We start from the raw sequence: 25041 nt of genomic DNA, 5'->3' as shown, positions 1-25041 counted from the left end.
AAGTTCATGGCTACACTCGTCTTGCAGGCCGCCGGTGCTTTCATCGGTGGCGTTCTTGGCCCTGTTGGCGTGACCCTGGGGACCGCCGCTGGCGCTTTGGCCGGCTATATGGTGGATCGGGCTCTCTTTGGAGGGGCGCAGCACTATGAAGGGCCGCGCCTTTCCGCAGCGAGACCTTTTTCCGGGGAAGAAGGTTCCCCTTTGCCAAGACTGTACGGAACCGTTCGCACCGGCGGCACGCTAATCTGGGCAACGCGTTTCGAAGAATCCAGCACCACGGAGCGCCAGGGTGGCAAAGGTGGGCCAAAGATGACCACCTACTCGTATTTCGCGAATGCTGCCTTTGCGATCTGTGATGGGGAGATCGCCGGCGTCCGTCGCATCTGGGCCGACGGGCAGGAGGTGGATCAAAGCAAGGTCAATATCCGGGTTTATCGTGGCACCGAGGACCAGTCTCCCGATCCGCTGATCGAGGCAAAGCAGGGGGCGGGCAACGCGCCAGCCTATCGGGGGACCGCTTATGTCGTCATCGATCGTATGCCGATCGATGATTATGGACGACGCATTCCGCAGCTTCAGTTTGAAGTGCTCCGGCCGGTTGCCGCGTTGAATGAGAAGATTGGTTCTGTGGCCCTTATCCCCGGGTCCACGGAGTACGGGCTTTCACCGACAGCTGTCGAGGTCCGCAGCAGCCCGGGCAAGCACACCATCGTGAACCGTAACACCCGGGTCGCAGATAGCGATATCGAAGCTTCGCTCGACGAGTTGCAGGCACTGATGCCGAACCTCAAGAGCATTTCGCTTGTCGTTTCCTGGTTCGGGACGGATCTGCGGGCAGGACACTGCCAGATCAAGCCCATGGTTACCTTTCATGACAGCAGCACCTATCCGCTGGACTGGGAGGAAATCTGGACACTCATGGGCGTGCCGCCGCTATTCATAGAGCAACTTTCGGGCGGCGAGGGGAATGAAAAGTGGGAGGTTTCCAGCCTGGAGCGCAAGGATGCCCAGATCGTTTCGTACACCCAACATGGTGCCGCCTATGGGGGGACCCCTTCCGACCATACGGTGATCGCTGCGATCAGAGCGATCAGGGCGCGGGGGCTGAAGGTCTGGCTCTATCCGTTCATCATGATGGATGTGCCTGCGGGGAACACTCTTCCCAGTCCGGACGGGGAGGCGCATCAACCGGTTTACCCTTGGCGCGGTCGTGTCACATGTCACCCGGGGCCGGGGCGTCCGGGCACTGCAGACAAGACCGCAGCCGCAGACGCACAGATCACTGCCTTGCTCGGCAGTGCAGACACGACCGCATACACGCCCGGAGATGATTCGGTCGACTTCACCGGTGACCCGGACGACTGGGGCTATCGACGGTTTCTGCTCCACTACGCCCATCTGGCCGCCGTGGCTGGCGGTGTGGACGGCTTCCTGATCGGGTCAGAACTGCGTGGATTGACACGGCTGCGTGACCAGAACGGTCAGTTCCCCTTTGTCGAGGGACTAAGGGTTTTGGCCAATGAAGTACGCGGGCTTGTGGGAGCGCAAACCACGATTACGTATGGTGCCGACTGGAGCGAGTATTTTGGGCATCAGCCTGCCGATGGCAGCGGTGACGTCCTGTTTCACCTCGACCCCCTTTGGGCGGATGATGCCATTGATGCGGTGGGTATCGACAATTACATGCCGCTGTCCGACTGGCGCGACGAAGACCATGCGGGCGGCAACCCGGATGGCTTCTATGCGCCTTACGATCCCGCGAAGCTCAAGGAAAACATTGCCGCCGGCGAGGGCTTTGACTGGTATTATGCAAGCGAGGCAGACAGACGCGCCCGGCTCCGCACCCCAATTACCGACGGGGCATACGGGAAACCGTGGGTGTTCCGTTACAAAGACCTTGTTGCATGGTGGTCGAACCCTCATTTCGACAGACCTGGCGGGGTGGAACAGGCTTTGCCGACCGCCTGGGTACCTGCATCCAAGCCAATCATCTTTACCGAGCTTGGTTGTCCCGCAGTCGACAAGGGGCCCAACCAGCCGAATGTGTTTCCGGACTTGAAGTCCTCCGAAAACGCGCTGCCTTACTTCTCCAATGGCGGACGCTCCGACCTCGCCCAGCATCGTCTGCTTGGGGCGCATTTTGACTACTGGGCCGAAACGGGCCCGCACAACCCCGTCTCTCCCATTTATCAGGCACCCATGGTCGACCCGCAGATGTTCAGCCTGTGGGCCTGGGATGCGCGTCCCTTCCCGGCGTTTCCCATTCTTGGAGATGTCTGGGGGGACGGTGACAACTGGGCCACCGGGCATTGGCTCAATGGTCGCGCAAGCAGCGCGACGGCCGGGGACCTGATCAACGCCATACTGGACGATCATGGGCTGGAGAAAGCTGAAACGGAGAATGCCGACGGTTGGGTCGCCGGCTATATGGTCGTCAATCCGACCACCGCACGGGCTGCGATCGAACCGATACTCGATGTCTGCGGCATTGGTGCCCGTGAGCGCGAGGGAAAGCTCAACTTCCGATCGCTGGGATCAGCATTGAACGATACGCAGGAGATCACCGAACTGGCGATGCAGGACGACGGCGTGGTGGTCGAGCGGATGCGGGATCCCGACCATGGCTTGCCTGCCGAACTGCATTTGGATTTTCGCGACGAGATGCGCGACCACCAGGCCGCCACCAAGCGTGTGGTGCACATAGGCGCAAAGGGGCGGAGAACCCATTTCCTGAGTTTTCCAGGTGTGCTGACAGCATCTGAAGCTGAGATGCAGGCGAAAGAATGGCTCCTGCGCCAATGGGCTGCGCGGGAGGAAGCCCGCTTCGCATTGTCGCCTGCAGAACATCACGTGGAGCCCGGTACGATCCTGCGCCTTCCGGAGGTTTTGGGATCAGCCCGGTACCTCGTCACCGAAGTGGAAGACGGTTTGCTGCGCCGGGTAAAGGCAAGGCGTGTGCATGCAAATCCACCGCCGGCGACGGGCTCGGCGCCATCACTCCCGACCGACAATGTCGAGCAGGGGGAAAGCGCGGCCTTTGCTTTGATGCTGGACCTGCCTTGGCAACCGGACACGGAAGACGCACAAGACCAGTTTCGGCTCGCCGTTCATTCTACGCCCTGGAGCAGCCATGTTGCTTTTGCCTCACCCGAGGGAAGCGGCTTTGAAATGCGCAGCCGAATCGAAAAGCGCGCCACTATCGGATTTCTCAAAGAGGGGCTCGGAAGCGGTGTCTCGGGACGGCGTGACCGAAGCCGGGAAATTACCGTCGAACTCCTTTCCGGTGCTTTAGAGAGTGTTTCGCTGGCCCAGCTCGTGAATGGTGCAAACGCGGCCGCCGTTTTCAGTCAGGCGGGAGTTTGGGAGGTTTTGCAGTTCACCACCGCCGAAGAGACCGAGCCATCGGTCTGGCGGCTCGGCGGGCTTTTACGGGGACAACTGGGTACCGACGACGCCATGCAGGCGGGTGCACCGGCAGGATCAGGGTTTGTCCTGCTTGACCAGGCCGTGCAGGCGGCGGGGCTGCGCGCGGCGGAGGTCGGGCTTGAACGAAATTGGCGTATAGGGCCAGCCGGTGAGGCCTTTGGCAGCACGCGCTTCTTCCAGACACAGGGCACAGGTGGTTTGAGAGCGCTGACGCCTTTGTCTCCGGTCCACCTCAGGGCTCGGGAAACGTCCACGGGCGCGGTGCTTCTTTCCTGGATACGGCGCGGACGCACGGATGCCGATAGCTGGCTTGGAGACGATGTTCCCCTCGGCGAGGCAAGTGAGCGCTATCGCATCGACATTGCCGACGACAATGGAACGGTGCTGCGCAGCGTCACGTCCACGAGCGCTGACTGGACCTACACACCTGAAATGAAGGCTGAGGATTTCGCGGTGACGCCAGCCGATATCCGTTTCTTGGTGCGCCAGCTAAGCGAGCGGGTTGGCCCGGGAGTACCGGCGACAATTACCCTGGCAGGTTGAGTGTTCAACGAGAGAGAGAGAGAGAGAGAGGAAAAGCGATGAGTGACAGCAAACCCTGGTACCTGTCCCGCACAATCTGGGCATCCATGGTAACAATCGCGGCCACGGCTGCAAGCATGCTCGGTTATCCATTGGGCGATATCGACAGTTCCGCCGTGTCTGATGAACTTCTGCGGGCGGTCACAGCAGTCTCCGGACTGATCGCCATTTTCGGCCGGGTTCAGGCCCGCAGCCTTATCCGATAACAATCGGGAGTAGCGGTGAAACCGGGGGGATACACCGCTGCCCTGTCTGTATCCGGTAAGTGGTCATACGGGGCTGGGTAGGGGTAAAATGACATGCTGTTCATTTCCTATTCAGCCTCGATAGGTTACATCGGAGACATGTTCTGGCATCGCGCACATAAACTCGGCTTCCTCGTTGCACTGGCTCTCTTGCCGGCGACGGCCTGGCCCACGGCATCTCCAGCCCAGTCGGGTGTGGATTGTTACTCCGTAGGTTCGCGGGTCGCCTCACAAAATGGCGGTACGCTGGTTCAGGCAACACCCGAGAACCGCGGAGGACAGACGGTCTGCAGGGTTGTGGTCGTGATCCCCGGGGGGAATGGGGAACGCCCGAAGCGCGCGGAATTTGTGGTACCCGCAAATTGACGTCGCACGGCGGCGGCGACAAAAACGAATTTTGAAACAAACGATGTTGAGGGGTTCATGCGCATTCTCGTTGTCGAAGACGACAAGGACCTGAACCGGCAGATATGCGAAGCGCTGACTGACGCCGGCTACGTTGTGGACAAGGCGTTTGACGGCGAAGAGGGGCACTTTCTCGGCGACACGGAGCCCTATGACGCGGTGGTCCTCGATATCGGTCTGCCGCAGATGGACGGGATCAGTGTGCTGGAACGCTGGCGCCAGGATGATCGCAAGATGCCCGTTCTGATACTCACCGCCCGCGATCGCTGGAGCGACAAGGTGGCCGGCATTGACGCCGGGGCCGACGACTACGTGACGAAACCGTTTCATATCGAGGAGGTGCTCGCGCGTCTGCGCGCGCTCATCAGGCGTGCAGCAGGTCATGCTTCAACGGAGTTGCGTTGCGGACCGGTGCGCCTCGACACCAGGGCCTCGAAAGCGGATGTCGATGGGGTGCCGCTGAAACTGACCTCCCACGAATACCGACTGCTCGCCTATCTGATGCATCACCGGGACACGGTTGTTTCAAGGACGGAGCTCGTCGAACATCTTTATGATCAGGATTTTGACAGGGATTCCAACACAATCGAGGTTTTTGTCGGCCGCCTGCGCAAGAAGCTCGGGGATGTGGATCTGATCGAAACGGTACGCGGTATGGGGTATCGATTGCGCGAACCGGAGGTTGGCTAGGCCCTCCGGCGATGGCGGATCAGCAGAAGCAGTCCTGGCTCATGCGGATTGTGACACGCTCGCTCGCGGTCCGTGTCATCGCTTTCTCTTCCTTTTGGGCGGTCATCGCACTTGTGGTTATCGCAACCATCATCTCAGCCTTGTTTCGGCAGGTTTCCGAGCGCGGTTTCGATAGCGTTCTGTCTGCTTATCTCAACAATGTCATCGGCTCGGTAGGCGCCGCTGAAGACGGTACATTGCAGGGCAGGCCCAATCTCGACGATCTGCGTTTTCTGCAGCCCCAATCTGGCTGGTACTGGGCGGTGGAGCCGCTAACCAACGACCTGGGAAACGCAATACGCTCGCCCTCCATGGTCATGGCCATCCCTTCGCCGAGCATCAATGATGTACCGTTTAATGCCGGATTTCAGCGCACCTATATGGCCATGGGACCAGGCGGCGAGACCATAGAGGTGGTAGAGGCGGAACTGGTTGTGGGCGAACAGGGGCAGGTAGCTCGCTTTCGGGTCATGGGGAACCGAAGCGAGTTGGAGGATGAGGTCAGCCAGTTCGTTCGCAGGCTCTACGGTTATCTCGCAATATTCGGCCTCGGCATGATTGCCATCAATGTTTTTGCCATTCTTTACGGCTTGCGCCCCCTCAACCGTGTTCAGCGGGCTTTGTCGGATATTCGGGCAGGCTCTGCGCAGCGATTGGAGGGCCCGTTCCCGACTGAAATTGAATCGCTTGCGGATGAGACGAATGCGCTCATTGACAACAATCGACGTATCGTTGAGCGCTCACGCAAGCAGGTTGGCAATCTTGCCCATTCCCTGAAAACGCCTCTCGCTGTTCTCATGAACGAGGGGCATGCGGTCGGCGGCGAGCGGGGAAAGCTCATCACCGCCCAAGCCACCGCGCTGCAACAACAGCTTGATCATTATCTGCAGCGAGCCCGAGCGGCTGCCCAGCGCGACAGTCTTGCATTTCGTACATCGGTCAAGGCATCGCTCGAGCGCATGGCGCGGGTCATGGGCAAGCTGAACCCCACGATCGACCTTGAAGTGCAGTTTCCCGATGATCCCCTGATCTTTGCCGGGGAGCGGGAAGACCTGGAGGAAATCAGCGGCAACCTGATGGAAAACGCCATGAAATGGGCAAGAACGCGCGTTCGCCTCACCGCTAGAGACGGGGAGCTGGAAGGCGACGGCCGCGGAATTCTTGTTGTCATTGAAGATGACGGACCGGGTATTCCCGAAGAGAAAGCCCGGGACGCATTGAAGCGGGGCCGACGGCTCGATGAAACCAAACCCGGAACCGGGCTCGGGCTTGCGATTGTCGCGGATCTGGTGGAAGAGTATGGTGGTTCTCTCGCTTTGGAACGATCTTCGCTTGGTGGGCTCAAAGTCGTTGTTGCCCTGCCACGAGCGGAAGCCCAGAGTGCCAGTTGAGCAGAGTTGCCCAATTTGGGCCAAACCGACGCTTTAAATGCCTTGCAAACGACAAGTGTCTCAGGGGACCATTGGTATCAATGAAACTCTCAGCAGTTCTTGCAGTAGCGCTTTCCGCGATCTTGTCCGGCTGCCTGAGCAGCGGCATGTCGAGCGCGCAACTAGAGCCCAATCAGTTTGCGGCATCCCAGGCGGCAACCGACAGTTCCGCCATACTGGGCATGGAAGGTGGCGGCCTCGTTGGGGGGGAATTTGGCGCGGCATTGTCACGTCGGCAGAAACGCATCGCTATAGAGGCGGAGTACAAGGCACTTGAAAGCACACCGGCGGGACAGGACGTATCGTGGCAGGACAGCGGTTCAGGCAGGACCGGGACCGTGCGCGCGGCGCAGCCTTACCGCGTTGGCTCGCAGGACTGCCGGCAATATACGCACACCATCCAGATCAACGGGACGCCGCGCGAAGCGCGCGGAACTGCGTGCCGCAATGAGGATGGAAGCTGGATGCTGCTGGGATAAGATCTTCCGAGATAAACTCGGGGTTTGGGAAGGCGGGTCGGCCAGTTTGCCAAATGGCCGCAGGTGCGCCGAGTTGGCAGCACGTCCCCCGGCAGCTATTTAGGATCCATGTTGTTCTGGATCCTCGCAGCTCTTCTGACCTTTGTCGCCGCTTTCGCAGTGTTGCGACCCTTTGCCATGCGGCAAGCACCCACCGAAGATGCACGCGCTTATGATATCGAAGTCTATCGCGACCAGCTTGAGGAAGTCGACCGTGACGCGAAGCGGGGATTGATCGGCCAGCAGGAGGCCGAACAGGCCCGCGCAGAGATCGGCCGCCGCATATTGCAGGTCTCTGAGACTGCTGATGGTCGCAATGAGAAGAGGGCCAACCGGCGCGTCACCCGGCTGACGGCTGCAGCTTCGGTTCTTGCAGTTCCATTGGTTAGCTGGGGGCTTTATGTGCTCACCGGGTCACCTGACATGCCTGCGCAACCTCTGCATGCGCGAACAGCCGCCGAGCCCGCCGATGCGTCGATCGACGAATTGGTCGCACGTGCAGAGACGCACCTGGCGACCAATCCTGACGATGCGCGTGGCTGGCAGGTGCTGGCGCCGGTTTACATGCGCCTGGGGCGTTTCGCAGATGCGCAGACTGCACTGCAGAACATCATGCGGCTTTCAGGCGAAACAGCGGACATGAAAGCGGCTCTGGGAGAGGCGATGGTCGGTGCTGCGCGGGGCATGGTGACAGCCGAGGCCGAGGAGGTTTTCGAGCAAGCGCTTGATCTTGACCCAAAGGAGCCGAAGGCGCGCTTCTTCCTCGGGCTGTCGCGCGCTCAGGAAGGCGCAACCGAGGAGGCGCAGACGATCTGGCGCGGGATGCTGGAAGATCTTCCGGAGGCCTCGCCGTGGCGTGAGGCGGCGCAGCAGGCTATTGCGCAATCCGGAGGCGCGGGCGCTGCTGATCGCGGGCCAAGTGAAGACCAGGTGGCTGCTGCCACGGACCTTTCCGAGACCGATCGTCAGGCGATGATTGAAGGCATGGTGAAAGGGCTGGACGAGAAATTGCGTCAAAATCCTGCCGATCTGGAAGGCTGGCGGCGTCTCATCCGTTCATACATTGTGCTGCAGCGTCCCGACGCTGCGAAGGAAGCGCTTGTGCGGGCCGTGGCGGCATTCGGCGCCGAAACTCCCGAAACCGGCGAGCTGAAGGAGTTCGCGGCCAATCTTGGCGTGACGATCGAATAGGTTAGATGTGACACGGAAACAAAAACGACTGGCGATAATCGCAGGCGCCATCGGCTTTCTCGGAGCTGCCACGGGGCTTACACTCTATGCTCTGGGCGAGCAGACCTCCTATTTTTACATGCCCGGCGATCTGGCTGAGAATCCGGTTGCTGCCGGCCAGCGCATCCGTCTTGGCGGTCTCGTGGAAAAGGGATCGATTGAGCGCTTTGATGATACCCATGTGCGCTTTGCGGTGACCGATGGGAGCGATACGGTGACGGTGCGCTACAATGGCATCCTGCCCGACCTTTTTCGCGAGGAGCAGGGTGTGGTCACCGAGGGTGTATTCGACGGCAGCCAGATCTTTGTTGCCGATACCGTGCTAGCCAAGCATGACGAGAATTACATGCCGCGCGAAGTGGCCGACAGTCTCAAGGAAAAGGGTGTCTGGCAGGAAAACTGACGCAGTTGTAACGCGTCAGGACCAGCCGGAACGGATCGATTGGAGTGGATGACACAATGAGCATTGAACTCGGTCATTTTGCCCTTGTCCTCGCCTTCGCGCTGGCGCTTGTTCAAATGACGGTACCCATCATTGGGGCGCAGTTCAAAAACGACACGCTGATGCGCGTGGGTGAGCCGGCGGCCCTGACCAACTTCATGCTGGTGGCGCTGTCCTTCATGGCGCTGACCTCTGCCTATATCCAGTCAGATTTTTCCGTATTGAACGTCTGGGAGAATTCGCATTCGGCCAAGCCGCTTCTCTACAAGATCACCGGTACATGGGGGAACCATGAGGGGTCGATGCTCCTGTGGGTTCTGATCCTTGTTTTTTTCGGTGCACTGGTGGCGGTTTTCGGGCGTAACCTTCCTCTGTCGCTGCGTGCCAATGTGCTCGGGGTACAGGGCGCGATCAGCTGTGCCTTCATGATATTCATTCTGGCGACGTCCAACCCGTTTGCCCGTCTCGACCCGGCGCCGATGGAAGGGCGTGATCTCAACCCCATCCTGCAGGACATCGGCCTCGCCGTTCATCCACCTCTGCTTTATCTCGGCTATGTCGGTTTTTCCGTCGCGTTTTCCTTTGCCATCGCTGCTCTGATCGAAGGCCGGCTTGATGCGGCCTGGGCTCGTTGGGTGCGGCCGTGGACGCTGGCGGCCTGGATGTTTTTGACCGGAGGCATCGCGATGGGTTCCTACTGGGCCTATTACGAGCTCGGCTGGGGAGGCTTCTGGTTTTGGGATCCGGTCGAAAACGCCTCCCTGCTGCCGTGGCTCGGAGGTACGGCGCTGCTTCACTCCGCTCTGGTGATGGAGAAGCGGTCGGCGCTGAAAATCTGGACGGTCCTGCTCGCGATCCTGACATTCTCACTGTCGCTTCTGGGAACGTTTTTGGTCCGTTCGGGGGTACTGACCTCCGTCCATGCCTTTGCCACGGATCCGGCACGCGGCGTTTTCATTCTCGGGATTCTCGTGCTGTTCATTGGCGGATCGTTGGCGCTTTTTGCCTGGAGAGCGGCGACGCTGACGCCGGGCGGCCTCTTTCAGCCGATCTCGCGGGAAGGGGCCCTGGTCCTCAACAATCTGGTTCTGACGACGGCGACGGCAACGGTGTTGATCGGCACGCTTTACCCGCTTCTGGTCGAGGCCGTGACCGGCGACAAGATTTCCGTCGGAGCGCCGTTTTTCAATCTCACCTTTGGTCCCCTTATCCTTCCTCTCCTGGTGATCGTGCCCTTTGGCCCGCTTCTTGCCTGGAAGCGTGGCGACATATGGGCCGTGTCTCAACGGCTCTTCTGGGCCTTTGGTGCTGCGCTCGTGGTTGCGCTCCTTGCTTTCGTTATGGTTGATGGGGCTTCGGTTCTGGCAGCGCTGGGTATCGGACTGGGGGTCTGGCTGGTGCTGGGTGCGTTGACCGATCTCGTCGTCAAATCCGGTTTTGGCAAGGCTGCGCCGTCCGTGGTTTTCAGCCGTTTCAAAGGTCTGCCGCGCTCGGTGTTTGGAACAGCGCTCGCACATGCCGGTATAGGGCTGACCACAATAGGCATCATTTCCGTGACAACCTTGGAAACCGAACGCATCGCAGCGATGCAGCCAGGTGAAACCGTCGAAATTGAGGGATACAATCTACGGTTCGACAGCCTGCGACCCTTCACCGGGCCGAATTTCACGGAAGACCAGGCAACCTTCGTCCTGTCCCGGGTGACCGGAAAATCTCTGGGCGAGGTGGTGTCCTCCAAACGCCTTTACACAGCCCGCCAAATGCCGACCACTGAGGCTGGCATCAGAACGCTGGGCCTGAGCCAGCTTTATGTTTCCCTTGGCGATCAGACCCCCAACGGCAAGATCGTCGTGCGCATCTGGTGGAAGCCCATGGTCACGCTGATCTGGCTCGGCTCCCTCGTGATGATGGTGGGCGGGACCGTGTCGCTTCTCGATCGCCGATTGCGGGTCGGCGCGCCGATGCCGCGCAGAAAGCCGGCGGTGCAGGGTGGAGTGGCATGAGGAGATTGATCATTGGCGTGCTCGTCGCTGCCTCGGGGGTCTTGCACCTGGCACTGCAGCCTGCCGCGGCGGTCCAGCCTGACGAGATTCTCAATGACCCGGTGCTTGAGGCTCGGGCGCGTGAGCTCTCTACCGAATTGCGGTGCATGGTTTGCCAAAACCAGTCAATTGACGATTCGGATGCAGAGCTTGCTCGGGATCTGCGGGTTCTCGTACGCGATCGCCTGAAGGCAGGCGACAGCAACGAGGAGGTGATCGCCTATGTGGTGGATCGCTATGGGGAGTTCGTTCTCCTGAAACCACGGTTCAGCTATCGCAACGCGCTGCTTTGGGGCACCCCGGTGATATTGCTGGTGGTGGGGGGCGTCCTGATTGTCACCAGTGCGCGGCGCAGAATGACCGGCGGCGCTGTTTCGAGCCTGAGCGCGGAGGAGAAGAAGCGCCTTGACCAAATCTTGAACGAAGGTGAATGAGTTTCCTGCTCACAAACCTGTACGGGGGAACCGGATCCACTTAGCCTGAAACCGGGCTGCCAGACGGCAGGATCGGGATACATGCGAAAGGGACCCCATGACGGCGATAACCCAGAAGCTCACGTTCAAAGGCCACTCTGGCGCGGATCTTGCCGCCCGGCTCGATTTGCCCAACGGACCGATCAGAGCCTATGCGCTTTTCGCGCACTGTTTTACCTGCTCGAAGGATCTGCTCGCGGCGCGGCGCATTGCCGCCGAACTGGCGCGTGCTGGGATCGCCGTACTGCGCTTTGACTTCACTGGTCTGGGGTCCAGCGACGGAGAGTTCGCATCGACCAACTTCTCCACCAATCTCGAAGATCTGGTCAGCGCGGCAGCCTTCCTTGAAGCGCATTATGAAGCACCGTCCGTGCTGATCGGCCATTCGCTTGGTGGAGCGGCTGTCCTTGCCATTGCCGGAAAACTGGCCTCGGTGAAGGCGGTTGCGACCATTGGCGCGCCTTCCGATACGGCGCACGTGCTGAAGAATCTGGGCACTTCGCTGGAAGATATCCAGCAGGACGGCGAAGCGGAAGTCTCACTGGGCGGCCGGGCGTTCCGCGTAAAGAAGCAGTTTGTCGAGGATGTGCGGTCACACAGAGTTCTCGATGCCGTTGCCGGGATGCATAAACCGCTTCTCATCCTCCATGCTCCGCTTGACGAGATTGTCGGGATTGACAATGCGACGCAGATTTTTCTCGCGGCGAAACACCCCAAAAGCTATATCTCACTGGATCAGGGTGACCACCTGCTGACAAACCCTGAGGATGCCGCCTTTGCCGCGAGTGCGATGTGCGGCTGGCTTTCGCGCTATCTGCCGGGCGACGAACCGCAGGGCGAAGTGCCGATCGAGCATGTGCGCGTCATGGAGACGGGGCAGGGTACTTTCCAGAATGCCGTACAGGCCGGCAGACATCGCCTCTTCGCCGATGAACCGGTGAGTTTTGGCGGACTGGATACGGGGCCTTCGCCTTATGATTTTCTTTCCATAGCCCTTGGCGCCTGCACCACGATGACGTTGCGCCTCTACGCCGAGCGCAAGAAGCTGGACCTTGGACGCATCAGTGTCGACGTCTCCCATAAGAAGATTCACGCCAGGGATTGCGAGGATTGTTCCGACGCGGCGAAGGCACAGGGACGCATTGATAGATTCGAGCGCGTAATCGATGTGGAGAAGGCTGTATCGCCCGAAAATCGCGACAAACTGATCGAAATTGCCGGCAAATGCCCGGTCCACAGAACGCTCGAGAGCCTCGTTCACGTTCACACCGCCGTGCGCGGGGACACGTGAGAAGAAATCGGCCCAAACATTACGAAAATTTCATCGGCTGGAAATGGCGTTGTAATGTGTGGATCGCTATGTCTTCACCCAACACGCCTTTGCGCGCCAACTCAATACGCGTTTGCGCGCTGAAGTGAAATTTTTCCAAGAGGACAGGTTGCTATGCATCACGACGCGGAAAACAAGGCATCGGAGAAAGGCATTATCGGTGGCAGGCGGGGGCGCCTGATGGCGACCATCGCGTCTGTCGCAATCGCCGGAGCGATAGGGCTGGGTGCCGTCACGAGCGGCACGGCACCGGTCATGGCGGAAGCGGTTCGACTTGATCAGCCAGTTCAGGCTCCAAGCTTCGCAGATATCGTGGAAAAGGTATCGCCCGCTGTCGTCAGCGTACGGGTGAAGGCCGATGTGGAGATGACTTCGAACCGTGGCGGTCCGGGTTTGTTCGAAATGCCGGGCTTTGAAGAGCTGCCGGACGGGCACCCGCTAAAGCGCTTTTTCCGGGAGTTCCGCGGTGATCGCGGATTTGAGCAGGATCGCCGCTCCGAGCGTCGCCGCCCCCGTCCTGTCTCGCAGGGATCCGGTTTCTTCATTTCCGAGGACGGTTATCTGGTTACGAACAATCATGTCGTCGATGGTGGCAGCAACTTTACCGTCGTCATGGATGACGGCACGGAGATCGACGCCAAGCTCGTCGGAACCGACCCGCGCACCGACCTTGCCGTTCTGAAAGTCGAAGAGGAACGCAAGTTCACCTATGTCGATTTTGCCGATGACGAGAAGGTCCGGGTAGGTGACTGGGTGGTTGCCGTCGGCAATCCCTTTGGCCTTGGCGGCACCGTAACGGCTGGTATTGTTTCTGCGCGTGGCCGCGATATCGGCGCCGGCCCCTATGACGATTTCATCCAGATTGACGCGGCGGTAAACCGTGGTAACTCCGGTGGCCCGGCCTTCAATCTCAGTGGTGAAGTCGTTGGCATCAACACGGCAATCTTTTCGCCATCGGGCGGCAATGTCGGCATTGCGTTCGCCATTCCGGCCTCTGTGGCAAAACAGGTCGTTGGCGATCTGATCGAGGACGGTACGGTTGAGCGTGGTTGGCTCGGTGTCCAGATCCAGCCGGTCTCCAGGGATATCGCCGAATCTGTCGGTCTTGACGAAGAAAAAGGCGCGCTGGTCGCCGATGCGCAGGAAGGCGAGCCAGCAGCCAGGGCCGGAATCCGCTCCGGCGACATCATCATCGCCGTGGACGACAAGCCGGTCTCTTCGCCAAAAGAACTGGCGCGTCTGATCGCCGGTTTTGCGCCGGGCAATGAGGTCGATGTGACGCTTTGGCGTGACGGCGAGACCGAGACCGTCAAGGTCACGCTTGCCGAGATGCCGGGCGTCGAGACGGTGGCATCAGCGCGCGGTGGCTCTCAGTCGGGCACGATGGATGCACAATTCGGTCTGAAGGTCACGCCGGCAGAGGATGGCAATGGTCTGGTCGTTACGGATGTGGAACCCGACAGCCCGGCGGATGACCGCGGTATCCGCCCCGGCGATATCATTCGCACCGTCAATTCCCAGACAGTCAAAACGGGCAAGGATGTCGAAAACGCCGTTGCTGCTGCAGTGAAAGCCGGTCGCAAGGCCGTTCTTGTGCAGATCGAGCGCGACGATGCGAGCCGCTTTGTCGCCCTTCCAACCAGCGAAGGCTGATCATCTGTAAAATCCGGCTCCCCTCGCGGCTTCTCCGGGGGAGCCGGGCTTTGTCCCGGTCTTTCGGGAAGACGTTTTAGCGCTGAACGGGTTATAACGACCGTATGAAGATTCTTGTCATAGAGGATGATCGGGAAGCGGCGGACTATCTTAAGAACGCTTTTGCCGAAGCAGGTCACACCGCAGACATTGCCCGCGATGGCGATAGCGGTTTCACCATGGCCGAAACAGGCAGCTATGATGTCTTCGTCGTTGATCGCATGCTGCCGCGCCGTGACGGTCTTTCCATCATCGCCGAGCTGCGGGAGGGCGGCAACGATACGCCCGCGCTCATCCTTTCAGCACTTGGAGAGGTCGATGACCGCGTGACCGGCCTGCGCGCGGGTGGCGATGACTATCTGACCAAGCCCTACGCCTTCTCCGAGTTGCTCGCACGCATCGAAGTGTTGCGCCGGCGGGCGGGGACCAAGGATGTCGAAACCGTTTACAATGTCGGCGACCTCGAGCTTGATCGACTGTCACACACGGTACGCCGCGCCGGCCAGGAAATCATCCTTCAGCCGCGCGAATTCCGTCTTCTAGAATACATGATGCGCCATGCCGGACAGGTGGTAACCCGGACCATGCTTCTGGAGAATGTCTGGGATTATCATTTTGACCCGCAGACCAATGTGATCGACGTTCATATCTCTCGCCTGCGCGGCAAGATAGAGAAAGGCTTCGACAAGCCACTGCTGCACACGGTGCGAGGCGCCGGCTACATGCTGAAGGACTGATGGCGCGGCTTCTGTCTATTCTCAACACGACCGCAGCGCGCCTCTCCGCGCTGTATCTCATTCTCTTCGCCGTCTGCGCCACGTTTCTGGTCATCTACATGACCTCGCTTTCGGCCCGTATGCTTGTCACCCAGACACGCGAAGCGATCAATGAGGAGGTGCGCGGTCTCGATCGCGCCTACCGTCGGGGCGGGTTGCCGTTCCTCGTTCGGGTCATAGAATCGCGCGCGCGGCAGCCCGGCGCGAATCTCTATCTCCTCGCCGACGCGAATGGGCGGATTCTCTCCGGCAACGTGGAAAGCCTGCAGCCTGGCGTTCTTGACGTGATGGGGTGGACGGAGAGGCCTTTCACCTACAGCCGCTTTGGGGAGGGAGAAGCCCGCCTCGAACCACGCGCAAACAGCGGTGAGCACAGGGCGATGGCGGTCGTCTTCCGTCTGCCCAACCAGATCATCGTCATGGTCGGGCGCGATCTGGGCGAACCTGAAAAATTCCGCAGCGTGATGCAGCGCGCCCTTGTGGTCACGCTTGCCATCATGTGCGCGGGTGCGCTGCTGATCTGGTATTTCGTCGGACGGCGCGCGCTGAAGCGCATTGACCGCGTGTCCGAGGCGAGCCGTAGCATTATGGGTGGTGATCTGAGCCGGCGGCTGCCTGTTTCGGGAGCTGGTGACGAGTTTGATCGTCTTTCCGACAATCTGAACAAGATGCTGGATCGTATCGCCGCATTGAACGAAGGGCTGCGCGAGGTCTCCGACAACATCGCCCATGATCTCAAGACGCCATTGACGCGTCTGCGCAACAGAGCGGAAGCCGCGCTTGCTGGGAAGCCAGAAACGGCGGATTATCGTGCCGCGCTAGAGCGGACCATTGCCGAATCCGACCAGCTTATCCGCACCTTCAACGCCATTTTGATGATTTCACGGCTGGAGGCAGGGTATTCAGCAGAAGCCACCTCGACCATTGATCTGCGAGCTATTCTCGCAGACGTGGTCGAGCTCTACGAAGCCCTTGCCGAGGAACAGGGCGTGGCGCTTGAAGCCGAGGTCAACGAAGCCGTGACCCTGCAGGGCAATCGTGAACTCGTCGGGCAGGCCTTGTCGAACATCGTCGATAACGCGATCAAGTATTCAGCGGGGTTTGGCGAGAATCCGGCTGTGCGGGTTTCCCTGCAAAGCGGACCTTCCGAGATTCGACTGACGGTGCGGGACAATGGTCCAGGTGTTCCCGACGCGGACCGTCGCCGCGTGACCGAACGCTTCGTACGCCTTGAGGAAAGCCGCACCCAGCCGGGTTCCGGCCTCGGTCTCAGCCTTGCCAAGGCTGTCATGACATTCCATGGTGGGCGTCTCGAACTGGCCGATAACGAGCCCGGTCTCGTCGTGACAATGGTCTTTCCAGCCGAAGCGTCGAAACGGAAAGTTGAAACGGTCTTCAGGAAGCGTGAAGCCTCCGACTGACGTGGCCGGGCGAGCGGACTTGCTTGACCGAAGAGGGGGCCTTGATGGGGCGTGGTGCGATTTCTGATGGAAGTCTCTGGTTTGGATCGCCGGTTCTTGTCCTGAAGCCGGTGAACGACGATGAGGCCGACGAATCGCTTGAGATGGTCCGCGAAGCGGCTGAGGCTGCTCAATGTGCCCGGCTGTACGACCTGATGGGAAACAGTACTGGTTTAACGGATTTTCTCGCGGCGGTGTTCGAGCTTTCGCCATTCCTGCGTGACTGTGCGCGTCGCAATCCGCACGCTCTGGAAGCCCTGTTCGACGCGACGGCCGACGAACGGCTCGGAATGCTGTTCGAGCGCATCGATGCGAGTGCCTTTGCCGAGGAACAGACCGAAAGCGGTCAGATGAAGGCGCTGCGCGACCTGAAAGCGGAGGCGCATTTTCTCATTGCACTCTGCAGGCTTGCCGATGTTTCGGACACGGCCAAAACGACGGAGCGGCTCAGCGCTTTAGCAGATAAATGCATTCGGGCCGCCGTCAATTTTTTGCTTTTCGATGCGGATCGGGCAGGGAAACTGAAACTCCCGGACCGCACAAGACCCGCTGAGGGCAGCGGTTGGATCCTGCTTGGTATGGGCAAGCTCGGTGCCAATGAACTCAATTTCTCCTCCGATATCGACCTGATCGTGCTGGTCGATCCGCAAGCGCCGGCCATCATCGAAGCCTATGAGGCTGTCGATCTCTTTGTTCGCTTGACACGCAGACTGGTGCGGATCCTTCAGGACCGGACAGAACATGGCTATGTGTTTCGCACCGACCTGCGGTTGCGCCCCGATCCGGGCTCCACGCCGCTTGCGATACCGGTAGAGGCGGCGCTTCACTACTACGAAAGCCGCGGCCAGAACTGGGAACGGGCGGCGATGATCAAGGCACGGCCCATTGCCGGTGATCTTTTGGCGGGCGAAAACTTTCTGAAGGAACTGCAGCCCTATGTGTGGCGCAAATATCTGGATTATGCGGCCATCGCCGACGTCCATTCGATCAAACGCCAGATCCACGCGCACAAGGGACACGGCGAAGTTGCCGTTCGTGGTCACAACGTGAAGCTCGGGCGCGGCGGCATCCGTGAAATCGAATTTTTCGTCCAGACCCAGCAATTGATTGCCGGTGGACGCTTTCCGGAATTGCGTGGCCGGCGGACGGTCTCCATGCTGGAAGAGCTCGCCCGCTGCGGGTGGATAGACGAGGAGGCGAGGGAGGCGCTGACGCGTCAATACTGGTTCCTGCGTGATGTCGAACATGCGCTGCAGATGGTGGCGGATGAGCAGACGCACACGCTTCCTGAAGAAGACGAGGAACTGGAGCGCATCGCGCACCTGCTCGCTTTCGACAACGCAGAAGCGTTTTCGGCAGTTTTTCGCGAAAGCCTTCGCCTCGTGGAGCAGCACTATGCGGACCTCTTCGAGACGGCACCTCAGCTTTCGCGCGGCGTCGGCAATCTGGTCTTCACCGGCGATGTGGACGACCCGGGCACTCTGGAAACCCTGAGCGAACTCGGCTTCGAACGGCCGAGCGACATGTGCCGTGTGATCCGCGGTTGGCATTATGGCCGCTATCGCGCAACGCAGTCGGCAGAAGCACGCGAGCGCTTGACGGAGCTGACACCGGCGCTTCTGGAAGCCTTCGGAAGCACGCGGCGGGCCGATGAGGCACTCTTGCGCTTCGATACGTTTCTGGCAGGGCTTCCCGCCGGCATCCAACTTTTCTCACTGCTTCAGTCCAACCCGGCCTTGCTTAATATGCTGGTCAGCATCATGGGTGCTGCGCCGCGCCTGGCAGCGATCATCACGAAACGTCCGCACGTGTTCGACGGCCTTCTGGATCCGGCACTTTTGTCCGAGCTTCCCGATCGGGCCTATCTGTCCGAACGGCTTCTAACATTTCTGGCTGGCGCCCAGATCTACGAGGAGATCCTCGACCGGTTGCGCATCTTTGCAGCCGAACAGAAGTTTCTGATCGGCATCCGGCTCCTGACGGGAACCATAGACTCCGCGCGTGCCGGCAAGGCGTTTTCAGATCTGGCCGATCTCACGGTTGAGGCGGCTCTCGAAGCCGTGGTGGAAAACTTCGCCGAGCGCCATGGCCGGATAGCCGGCGGGCGTGTGGCCATTCTGGGGATGGGCAAGCTCGGCAGTCGCGAATTGACGGCAGGGTCCGACATAGACCTGATCCTGCTCTATGATCACGAGCAGGATGCGGACTATTCGGATGGGCAAAAGCCGCTGGCACCCTCGGAATATTATGCGCGGCTGACCCAGAGATTGATTGCCGCGGTATCTGCTCCGACTGCGGAAGGGGTGCTCTATGAGCTCGACCTGCGGCTCCGCCCATCGGGCAACAAGGGGCCGGTCGCCACCCACATAGACGCTTTTGCACGCTATCAGCGTAACGATGCCTGGACCTGGGAGCACATGGCGCTCACGCGCGCACGGGCCTTCGCCGGCGACAAGGCGCTGATCGGGCGTGTCGAAAATGAGGTGCACGACATCCTCGCCCTGCCGCGCGACACACAGAAGATCCGCAAAGAAGCAGCCGAGATGCGCAGGCTACTGGAAGAGGAGAAGCCTGCCCGTGATGTATGGGACCTCAAACTGGTCCCGGGCGGTCTCATCGATCTGGAGTTCATCGCCCAGGTGGCCGTGTTGACCAGAAACACATCGGCCGAACGCGAAACAACTGCCACCGGCGATGTGCTGAACTCCCTCTCAGAGGCGTTTTGCGCGCCTCAGGCGCGGCAGGAACTCGTTGATGCGCACCATCTCTATATGACGCTCACGCAGACCACTCGGCTTTGCCTCGAAGGCGGTTTTGTTCCAGAGGAAGCGCCGCCGGGCTTCGCCGACCTGCTATTGCAGCAGACCGATCTGCCGGAACTGGGCATCCTGGAAGCGCATGTCGAAGAGACGGCGGGCAGGGTGCGTCGACTGTTTGGAGAACTGGTCGGCTCGGTCGGTTAACCTCAGGCGGCAACGGCCGGTTTCTTGCGTTCCCCGGCGGGCAGGCGGACGGATACGATGGTGCCGACGCCCTCCGTCGAGCGGATCTTCAGCACGCCGCCATGCAACTCTGCCAGCGAGCGGGAAATGGCAAGGCCAAGTCCCGAGCCCGTGTGGTTTTTGGAAAACTGGTTTTGAACCTGTTCGAAGGGGCGCCCGAGCTTCTTCAGTGCGTCCCGTGGAATGCCGCAGCCTGAATCTTCAATGGTGAGCGTCACCGCAGGCCCGACCTTGCGTGCACGCAGTGAGATATGTCCCCCTTCGCCGGTGAACTTGACGGCGTTTGACAGCAGATTGATGACGATCTGTTTGATCGCACGCCGATCGGCGAAAACCTGCATCCTTTCGGGAATATCCATTTTCATGGCGATTGATTTTTCTGCCGCCTGCAACTCCACCACCCGCACCGTTTCGCGGATCAGCGGGCACAGGTCGATTTCCTCACAATCGACGGAGAACTGGCCGGCTTCGATCTTCGACATGTCGAGAATGTCGTTGATGACACCAAGCAGGTAGGACCCGCTCGAACAGATGTCGCGCACATATTCCTCGTAGCGCTCGGAACCCAGTGGCCCGAACATGCCCGACTCCATCACTTCCGAGAAACCGATAATCGCATTGAGCGGCGTTCGCAGCTCGTGCGACATGTTGGCCAGGAATTCGGATTTCGCGCGGTTTGCCGCCTCGGCGCGTTCGGTCTCGCGCATGTATTTGCGGTTGAGCTCACTGAGTTCGCGCGTGCGTTCCTGCTCGGCACGGCGCGCCAGGCTGAGATCGTGAATGGTGGCCATCAGCCGACGCTCGCTATCCACCAGCTTGCCCTGATGCTGCTTGAGCTGGGTGATGTCGGTTCCGACCGAAACCGTGCCACCATCTCGTGTCTTCAGCTCCGTCACCTGCAGCCAGCGTCCGTCCGCGAGCTGTCGCTCATAGGTCGCGCCATTGCCATTCCCGGACGGTACTGCCAGTCGGCGTTCGGAGCGGAATGCAGGCGCCAGGGCTTCGATATCGCGACGCCGCGCTCCGGTAACGATCAGGCTCTCGTCGACGCCCAGATCCTGCTTGTACTTGGTGTTGCACATGACAAGCCGCTCGGCGTAGTCCCACAGCACGAAGGATTCACCGATGCTTTCGATCGCGGTGCGCAGCCGCTGATCGGCAGCTTCCGTTTGCTGCACGAGTGTACGCTGCTCGGTAACATCCACGGCGATGCCGATCAGGTGCAGTTCCGGTGCATCGGGATCCACGACCTGCGCCCGCGCACGCACCCACACCCATTGCCCGTCGGCGCGCTTCATCCGGAAGACGCGGTCCACGTGATCAATCTCACGCGCCATGATGCGGTTGGCCAGTTCGAAGAGATCGCCATCGTCAGGATGGATGATCGCCGCCACCTCGCCGAATGAGAGCATTTCGTCGGTGGTTTCATAACCGAGCATTTCAAACATGGAGCGCGACCAGAACATCTTGCCGCGGACCATATCCCAGTCCCACAGGCCGCATTTGCCGCGCACCATGGCCATATCGATGCGCTGATGGGCCTCCATATAGATGCGGTCGGCCGCCTGCGCGCGGGCTGCCTGGCTGAAGTATGCATAGAGGATGACCATCAGGATGCCCGCCGTCAGGGCAAACAGCGATACATTCATCGAGACGGAGCGGCGCCAGTCGGCAAAGAGGCTATCGCGGGAGGTGAGGGCGACCGCAGCGCCATCCTGGCCTGCGACATGGACAAGCGAGGCGAGCCACTGTTCTCCCCCGATTTCAACATTCATCACTCCGGCGCGCGCGCCGAACAGGAAGAGCGGCTGCCCGCCCGTCAAAACGTCTTCCAGCGAGCGGCCGACCAGCTTTTGTCCGTTGGGCGAACTCGCCAGAACTTCAAACTGTTCGTCGGTAATGGCAAGCACACGCTCGTCCTCCGAACCGGCACGCCGCATTGCCTCTTCGATAAGCATGCGTGCCCTGTGCTCGGGCGCCATCTCGCTGGTGTCGATTGCTGCGTTTGCGGCCAGGGAGTCCGCGGCCAGCGCCAGCATGGTCCGGGCATCGCGCTCGATATCGTCGCGCCAGGTGAAGAGAGAAAGAAGCCGGGCTGCCGCCAGAACCAAAAGAAAGATGATGATCAGAACGGGAATGGAACGGCGCAGATACGGCTCAATCGCCAAAAGACGTTCATACGCCGGAGCTGCAATAATCTTGGCGTTGCCTGCCAGTCCCATGCGCCTAGCGCGTCGGGTTCGCGGCCCGGCTGCCATGCCCGCAATCAGGGGCAAAGCCCATCCCCCTGCCTTCGCCATCCGACGGGCTCCCTCGTTCCTCGTTAAGTTCGGTGATTCGGCTCCGCCTGCTGCCGAATCACCTATAAGGAATCAAAGGTGATTCGCCTTGTCCAGAGGCCTTGGTAAAAAAGATATTAATGGACCGCTCAGGCGAGGGTTCGTTCCAGAATATCCGCCAGGTCTCGAGAGAGATCGTCGCGCTTGGCAATCTCCGAGAGGAGCTTGCGTGCATGCTCACGTCTGCCCTTTTCCAGCGAGCGCCAGGAACGGAACGCGGTGGCCAGACGTGCCGCCACCTGCGGGTTGTGGCCGTCGAGCGCTGTGACCGTTTCTGCAACGAGGCGATACCCTTCGCCATCGGCGCTGTGGAAGGCCGTCTGGTTCGCCATCGAGAATGTACCCACCAGGGCGCGCACCCTGTTTGGATTGGCGAGCGAAAAATGCGGATGCTTCATCAGGTGGCGGATCAATGAAACCGTTTCTGCGGCAGGGATCATCGCCTGGATCTGGAACCACTTGTCGAGCACCAGCGGATTATCGCCATAGCGTTTCTCGAATGCCGCCAATGCGGCTCTGCCCTCGTCGGTATCATGAAAATGCTGAGCAAGAACCGTGAGCGCACCGGCGCGCTCTGTCATGTTGTCGGCGTCCTCAAACTGCCTGTATGCGGCGGTGGGAGTGGCGGCACCCAGCGTCAGAAACTCAATCAGTGTATTGCGCAGCGCGCGGCGCCCTGCGCTGCGGGCGTCCGGCGAGAACGGCGCATTGTCGAGCAGACCCTCGTAAATCTCGCGGAAGGTTTCACCGCCCGCCTGCGCAATGGCAAGGAGAAGCGCTTTGCGGGCGGCGTGGATCGCATCCGGGTCGATATCCCCCCCGAGTTCACGCGCCACATCGGCCTCGCCAGGAAGGCTCAGGGTCAAAGCCCGAAAAGCCTCCTCCAGCGTTTCATCGGAGGCGAGGTCTGTCGTGACCGAGATAATCTCGTCATCGAACACCGGTTTCTTGCCACCGCGCACTGCCTTGCTGGCGGCAATCAAAGCGCCGGTTAGCAGCGTGTTCAGCGCCTGCCAGCGGGAGAACGGATCGCTGTCATGACGAGCGAGGAACAGTTGCTCGTCGGCCCTGCTCTCGATTGAGAGGGTGACTGGAGCGGAGAAGCCCCGGTTGATCGACAAGACCGGCCGCGCCTTCACGCCCTTGAAGGTGATCTGGTGCCGGCGTTTCCGCAGGTGGATCACACCGTTTTCGACACTCGCCCCCTCCACACTCTCGTAGTCGAGATCTGTTCCGTCCGGACCGACCAGGCCGAAGGCGAGAGGAATGTGCATCAGGCGTTTGCGGTTTTCGGAGGGCGTTGGCGATACCGACTGCTCGATCTCTACCGTCAGCGTCTTCTCCTTGGCATCGTAGCGTGAGGAGAGTGCAACATTGGGGGTCCCGGCCTGATGGTACCAAAGCGAAAACTGGCTGAGGTCCTGCCCGGAAGCGTCCTCGAAAGCCTTTACGAAATCTTCGATGGTCACGGCTTGACCGTCATGCCGATCGAAATAGAGATCCATCCCGGCCCGGAACGCGTCCTCGCCCAGAATTGTGCGCAGCATGCGGACAACCTCCGAGCCTTTCTCGTAGACCGTCGCCGTATAGAAATTGTTGATCTCACGATAACGGCGCGGCCGCACCGGATGCGCGAGAGGCCCCTGGTCCTCGGGAAACTGATGTGCGCGCAGGCCACGCACTTCGGCGATACGCTTGACCGCACGCGAGCGCTGATCAGCGGAGAACTCATGATCGCGGAAAACGGTGAGGCCTTCCTTCAGGCAGAGCTGGAACCAATCCCGGCAAGTGATTCTGTTGCCTGTCCAATTGTGAAAATACTCATGCGCGATGATTGCCTCGATATTGGCGAAATCGGCATCGGTGGCTGTGTCATCGTCTGCAAGAACGTACTTGTCGTTGAAGACGTTGAGCCCCTTGTTTTCCATTGCGCCCATGTTGAAATCCGAAACGGCGACAATGTTAAAAACATCGAGATCGTATTCTCGCCCGAACTGTTCTTCGTCCCAGCGCATAGACCGCTTCAACGCATCCATCGCATAGGTCGCGCGCTCTTCCTTCCCATGTTCGACATAGATTCCAAGATCGACTTCACGTCCCGATGCGGTGGTAAAGCGGTCCTTCACCACGCCGAGATCGCCGGCGACGAGCGCGAACAGATAGGAGGGTTTGGGGAAAGGGTCATGCCAGACGGCGAAATGACGCCCATCCGAGAGATCTCCGTTTTCCACCGGGTTGCCGTTTGACAGGAGGAGCGGCGCTTCTACACGGTCCGCCTCCATGCGCACCGTATAGACCGAGAGGATATCGGGCCGGTCGAGAAAATAGGTGATGCGGCGGAACCCTTCGGCTTCGCATTGTGTGCAGAAAACGCCGTCCGAAACATAGAGCCCCATCAACGTCGTGTTCATGGATGGCGCGATGCGCGTCACGATGGTCAGTTCGAACTGCGGCGAAGCCGGCAGGCGTGTGATTGCCAGGCGATCCGGGGAGACTTCGTAGCAGCCCACTGCGGCCTCCGCTCCGTTGATCCGCAGTGCTTCGAGCGTCAGCCCGTCACCGTCGAGAACCAGTGGGGCATCGGCTGGAGCTCGGGCGATCCGTTCAACCCGTAGGGTGGCCGTCACCAGCGTTTCCTGAGGGTCCAGCCTAAAATCAAGCGCTATCTCGGGAATGAGATAATTGCTTGGCTGATAGTCCTCGAGACGAAAAATCTGGCCGCTTTCTGTACGCATCGTTACTCTTTCTATGGCCTGGCTCGCAGGCCGGCAATCTGTGGGCTGTCTGGTCCAACAAAATCGGATTGCTGCTCTTTACACAATCATCAGGCTCGACAAAACTAAGACAGCATATGTCGCTCGACTGTTTCCAGCCAGCTTACCGAACATCGGTCAAACCACGATTGACCAGAAGGGATTCC

At 60.0% G+C, this 25041-nt stretch carries 16 protein-coding genes; 14 read left to right on the top strand and 2 right to left on the bottom strand.

Features of this window, described 5'->3' with window-relative positions; genetic code table 11:
* Window positions 1–6 precede the first annotated feature (6 nt).
* The 14 genes from P2W41_RS13010 (at window position 7) to P2W41_RS12945 (ending at window position 19743) form a co-directional block, all read left to right on the top strand.
* Entirely contained in the window at window positions 7–3969 is a 3963-nt protein-coding gene (locus P2W41_RS13010) for a glycoside hydrolase/phage tail family protein (RefSeq protein ID WP_404933350.1), read from the top strand.
* 38 nt (window positions 3970–4007) lie between these two features.
* Window positions 4008–4214, top strand: coding sequence for a hypothetical protein (locus P2W41_RS13005; RefSeq protein WP_292893286.1), 207 nt, complete (start codon window positions 4008–4010; stop codon window positions 4212–4214).
* A 462-nt stretch (window positions 4215–4676) separates the two neighbouring features.
* Window positions 4677–5348 (top strand): response regulator transcription factor, encoded by a 672-nt coding sequence (locus P2W41_RS13000; protein WP_292893288.1) that lies wholly within the window; start codon window positions 4677–4679, stop codon window positions 5346–5348.
* 11 nt (window positions 5349–5359) lie between these two features.
* The gene (locus tag P2W41_RS12995) at window positions 5360–6778 is read left to right on the top strand and encodes an ATP-binding protein (protein WP_404933349.1); all 1419 of its coding nucleotides are present in this window, start codon (window positions 5360–5362) and stop codon (window positions 6776–6778) included.
* 80 nt (window positions 6779–6858) lie between these two features.
* Window positions 6859–7296, top strand: coding sequence for an RT0821/Lpp0805 family surface protein (locus P2W41_RS12990; RefSeq protein WP_292893292.1), 438 nt, complete (start codon window positions 6859–6861; stop codon window positions 7294–7296).
* A gap of 108 nt (window positions 7297–7404) precedes the next feature.
* Window positions 7405–8526 (top strand): c-type cytochrome biogenesis protein CcmI, encoded by a 1122-nt coding sequence (gene ccmI, locus P2W41_RS12985; protein ID WP_404933348.1) that lies wholly within the window; start codon window positions 7405–7407, stop codon window positions 8524–8526.
* Window positions 8527–8533: 7 nt separating this feature from the next.
* Window positions 8534–8968 (top strand): cytochrome c maturation protein CcmE, encoded by a 435-nt coding sequence (ccmE, locus tag P2W41_RS12980; RefSeq protein ID WP_404933347.1) that lies wholly within the window; start codon window positions 8534–8536, stop codon window positions 8966–8968.
* 56 nt (window positions 8969–9024) lie between these two features.
* Entirely contained in the window at window positions 9025–11010 is a 1986-nt protein-coding gene (locus tag P2W41_RS12975; RefSeq protein ID WP_404933346.1) for a heme lyase CcmF/NrfE family subunit, read from the top strand.
* A complete protein-coding gene (locus tag P2W41_RS12970; RefSeq protein ID WP_404933345.1) occupies window positions 11007–11483 on the top strand; it encodes a cytochrome c-type biogenesis protein CcmH in 477 nt (158 codons plus the stop codon). The genes P2W41_RS12975 and P2W41_RS12970 overlap by 4 nt, the downstream gene beginning before the upstream one ends.
* A 97-nt stretch (window positions 11484–11580) precedes the next feature.
* Entirely contained in the window at window positions 11581–12813 is a 1233-nt protein-coding gene (locus tag P2W41_RS12965; RefSeq protein WP_292893306.1) for a bifunctional alpha/beta hydrolase/OsmC family protein, read from the top strand.
* 153 nt (window positions 12814–12966) lie between these two features.
* Window positions 12967–14505 (top strand): DegQ family serine endoprotease, encoded by a 1539-nt coding sequence (locus P2W41_RS12960; RefSeq protein WP_404933344.1) that lies wholly within the window; start codon window positions 12967–12969, stop codon window positions 14503–14505.
* A 104-nt stretch (window positions 14506–14609) separates the two neighbouring features.
* A complete protein-coding gene (locus tag P2W41_RS12955; protein ID WP_292893311.1) occupies window positions 14610–15281 on the top strand; it encodes a response regulator transcription factor in 672 nt (223 codons plus the stop codon).
* Window positions 15281–16741, top strand: a complete 1461-nt coding sequence (locus tag P2W41_RS12950; protein WP_292893313.1) for a HAMP domain-containing sensor histidine kinase — start codon at window positions 15281–15283, stop codon at window positions 16739–16741. The genes P2W41_RS12955 and P2W41_RS12950 overlap by 1 nt, the downstream gene beginning before the upstream one ends.
* A 44-nt stretch (window positions 16742–16785) precedes the next feature.
* The gene (locus P2W41_RS12945; protein ID WP_404933343.1) at window positions 16786–19743 is read left to right on the top strand and encodes a bifunctional [glutamine synthetase] adenylyltransferase/[glutamine synthetase]-adenylyl-L-tyrosine phosphorylase; all 2958 of its coding nucleotides are present in this window, start codon (window positions 16786–16788) and stop codon (window positions 19741–19743) included.
* A 2-nt stretch (window positions 19744–19745) separates the two neighbouring features.
* Here P2W41_RS12945 and P2W41_RS12940 read toward each other — a convergent pair whose 3' ends face one another.
* On the bottom strand, window positions 19746–22082 hold the full coding sequence (locus P2W41_RS12940) for an ATP-binding protein (protein WP_404933342.1): 2337 nt from the start codon (window positions 22080–22082) through the stop codon (window positions 19746–19748).
* A gap of 128 nt (window positions 22083–22210) precedes the next feature.
* On the bottom strand, window positions 22211–24856 hold the full coding sequence (pepN, locus tag P2W41_RS12935) for an aminopeptidase N (protein WP_404933341.1): 2646 nt from the start codon (window positions 24854–24856) through the stop codon (window positions 22211–22213).
* Window positions 24857–25041: the final 185 nt, after the last annotated feature.

Source organism: Nitratireductor sp. L15S-10 (assembly GCF_045011005.1).
In the GTDB taxonomy this organism is placed as follows: Bacteria; Pseudomonadota; Alphaproteobacteria; order Rhizobiales; family Rhizobiaceae; genus Nitratireductor.
The sequence above is the reverse complement of the archived record's forward strand: the minus strand, read 5'-3'. Positions and strand labels throughout refer to the sequence as shown.

Bases quoted from the DNA above. Each gene is read 5' to 3' on its own strand.
- P2W41_RS13010 (WP_404933350.1), top strand. From the start codon at position 7: ATGGCTACACTCGTCTTGCAGGCCGCCGGTGCTTTCATCGGTGGCGTT.
- P2W41_RS13005 (WP_292893286.1), top strand. From the start codon at position 4,008: ATGAGTGACAGCAAACCCTGGTACCTGTCCCGCACAATCTGGGCATCC.
- P2W41_RS13000 (WP_292893288.1), top strand. From the start codon at position 4,677: ATGCGCATTCTCGTTGTCGAAGACGACAAGGACCTGAACCGGCAGATA.
- P2W41_RS12995 (WP_404933349.1), top strand. From the start codon at position 5,360: ATGGCGGATCAGCAGAAGCAGTCCTGGCTCATGCGGATTGTGACACGC.
- P2W41_RS12990 (WP_292893292.1), top strand. From the start codon at position 6,859: ATGAAACTCTCAGCAGTTCTTGCAGTAGCGCTTTCCGCGATCTTGTCC.
- ccmI (WP_404933348.1), top strand. From the start codon at position 7,405: ATGTTGTTCTGGATCCTCGCAGCTCTTCTGACCTTTGTCGCCGCTTTC.
- P2W41_RS12975 (WP_404933346.1), top strand. From the start codon at position 9,025: ATGAGCATTGAACTCGGTCATTTTGCCCTTGTCCTCGCCTTCGCGCTG.
- P2W41_RS12970 (WP_404933345.1), top strand. From the start codon at position 11,007: ATGAGGAGATTGATCATTGGCGTGCTCGTCGCTGCCTCGGGGGTCTTG.
- P2W41_RS12965 (WP_292893306.1), top strand. From the start codon at position 11,581: ATGACGGCGATAACCCAGAAGCTCACGTTCAAAGGCCACTCTGGCGCG.
- P2W41_RS12960 (WP_404933344.1), top strand. From the start codon at position 12,967: ATGCATCACGACGCGGAAAACAAGGCATCGGAGAAAGGCATTATCGGT.
- P2W41_RS12955 (WP_292893311.1), top strand. From the start codon at position 14,610: ATGAAGATTCTTGTCATAGAGGATGATCGGGAAGCGGCGGACTATCTT.
- P2W41_RS12950 (WP_292893313.1), top strand. From the start codon at position 15,281: ATGGCGCGGCTTCTGTCTATTCTCAACACGACCGCAGCGCGCCTCTCC.
- P2W41_RS12945 (WP_404933343.1), top strand. From the start codon at position 16,786: ATGGGGCGTGGTGCGATTTCTGATGGAAGTCTCTGGTTTGGATCGCCG.
- P2W41_RS12940 (WP_404933342.1), bottom strand. From the start codon at position 22,082: ATGGCGAAGGCAGGGGGATGGGCTTTGCCCCTGATTGCGGGCATGGCA.
- pepN (WP_404933341.1), bottom strand. From the start codon at position 24,856: ATGCGTACAGAAAGCGGCCAGATTTTTCGTCTCGAGGACTATCAGCCA.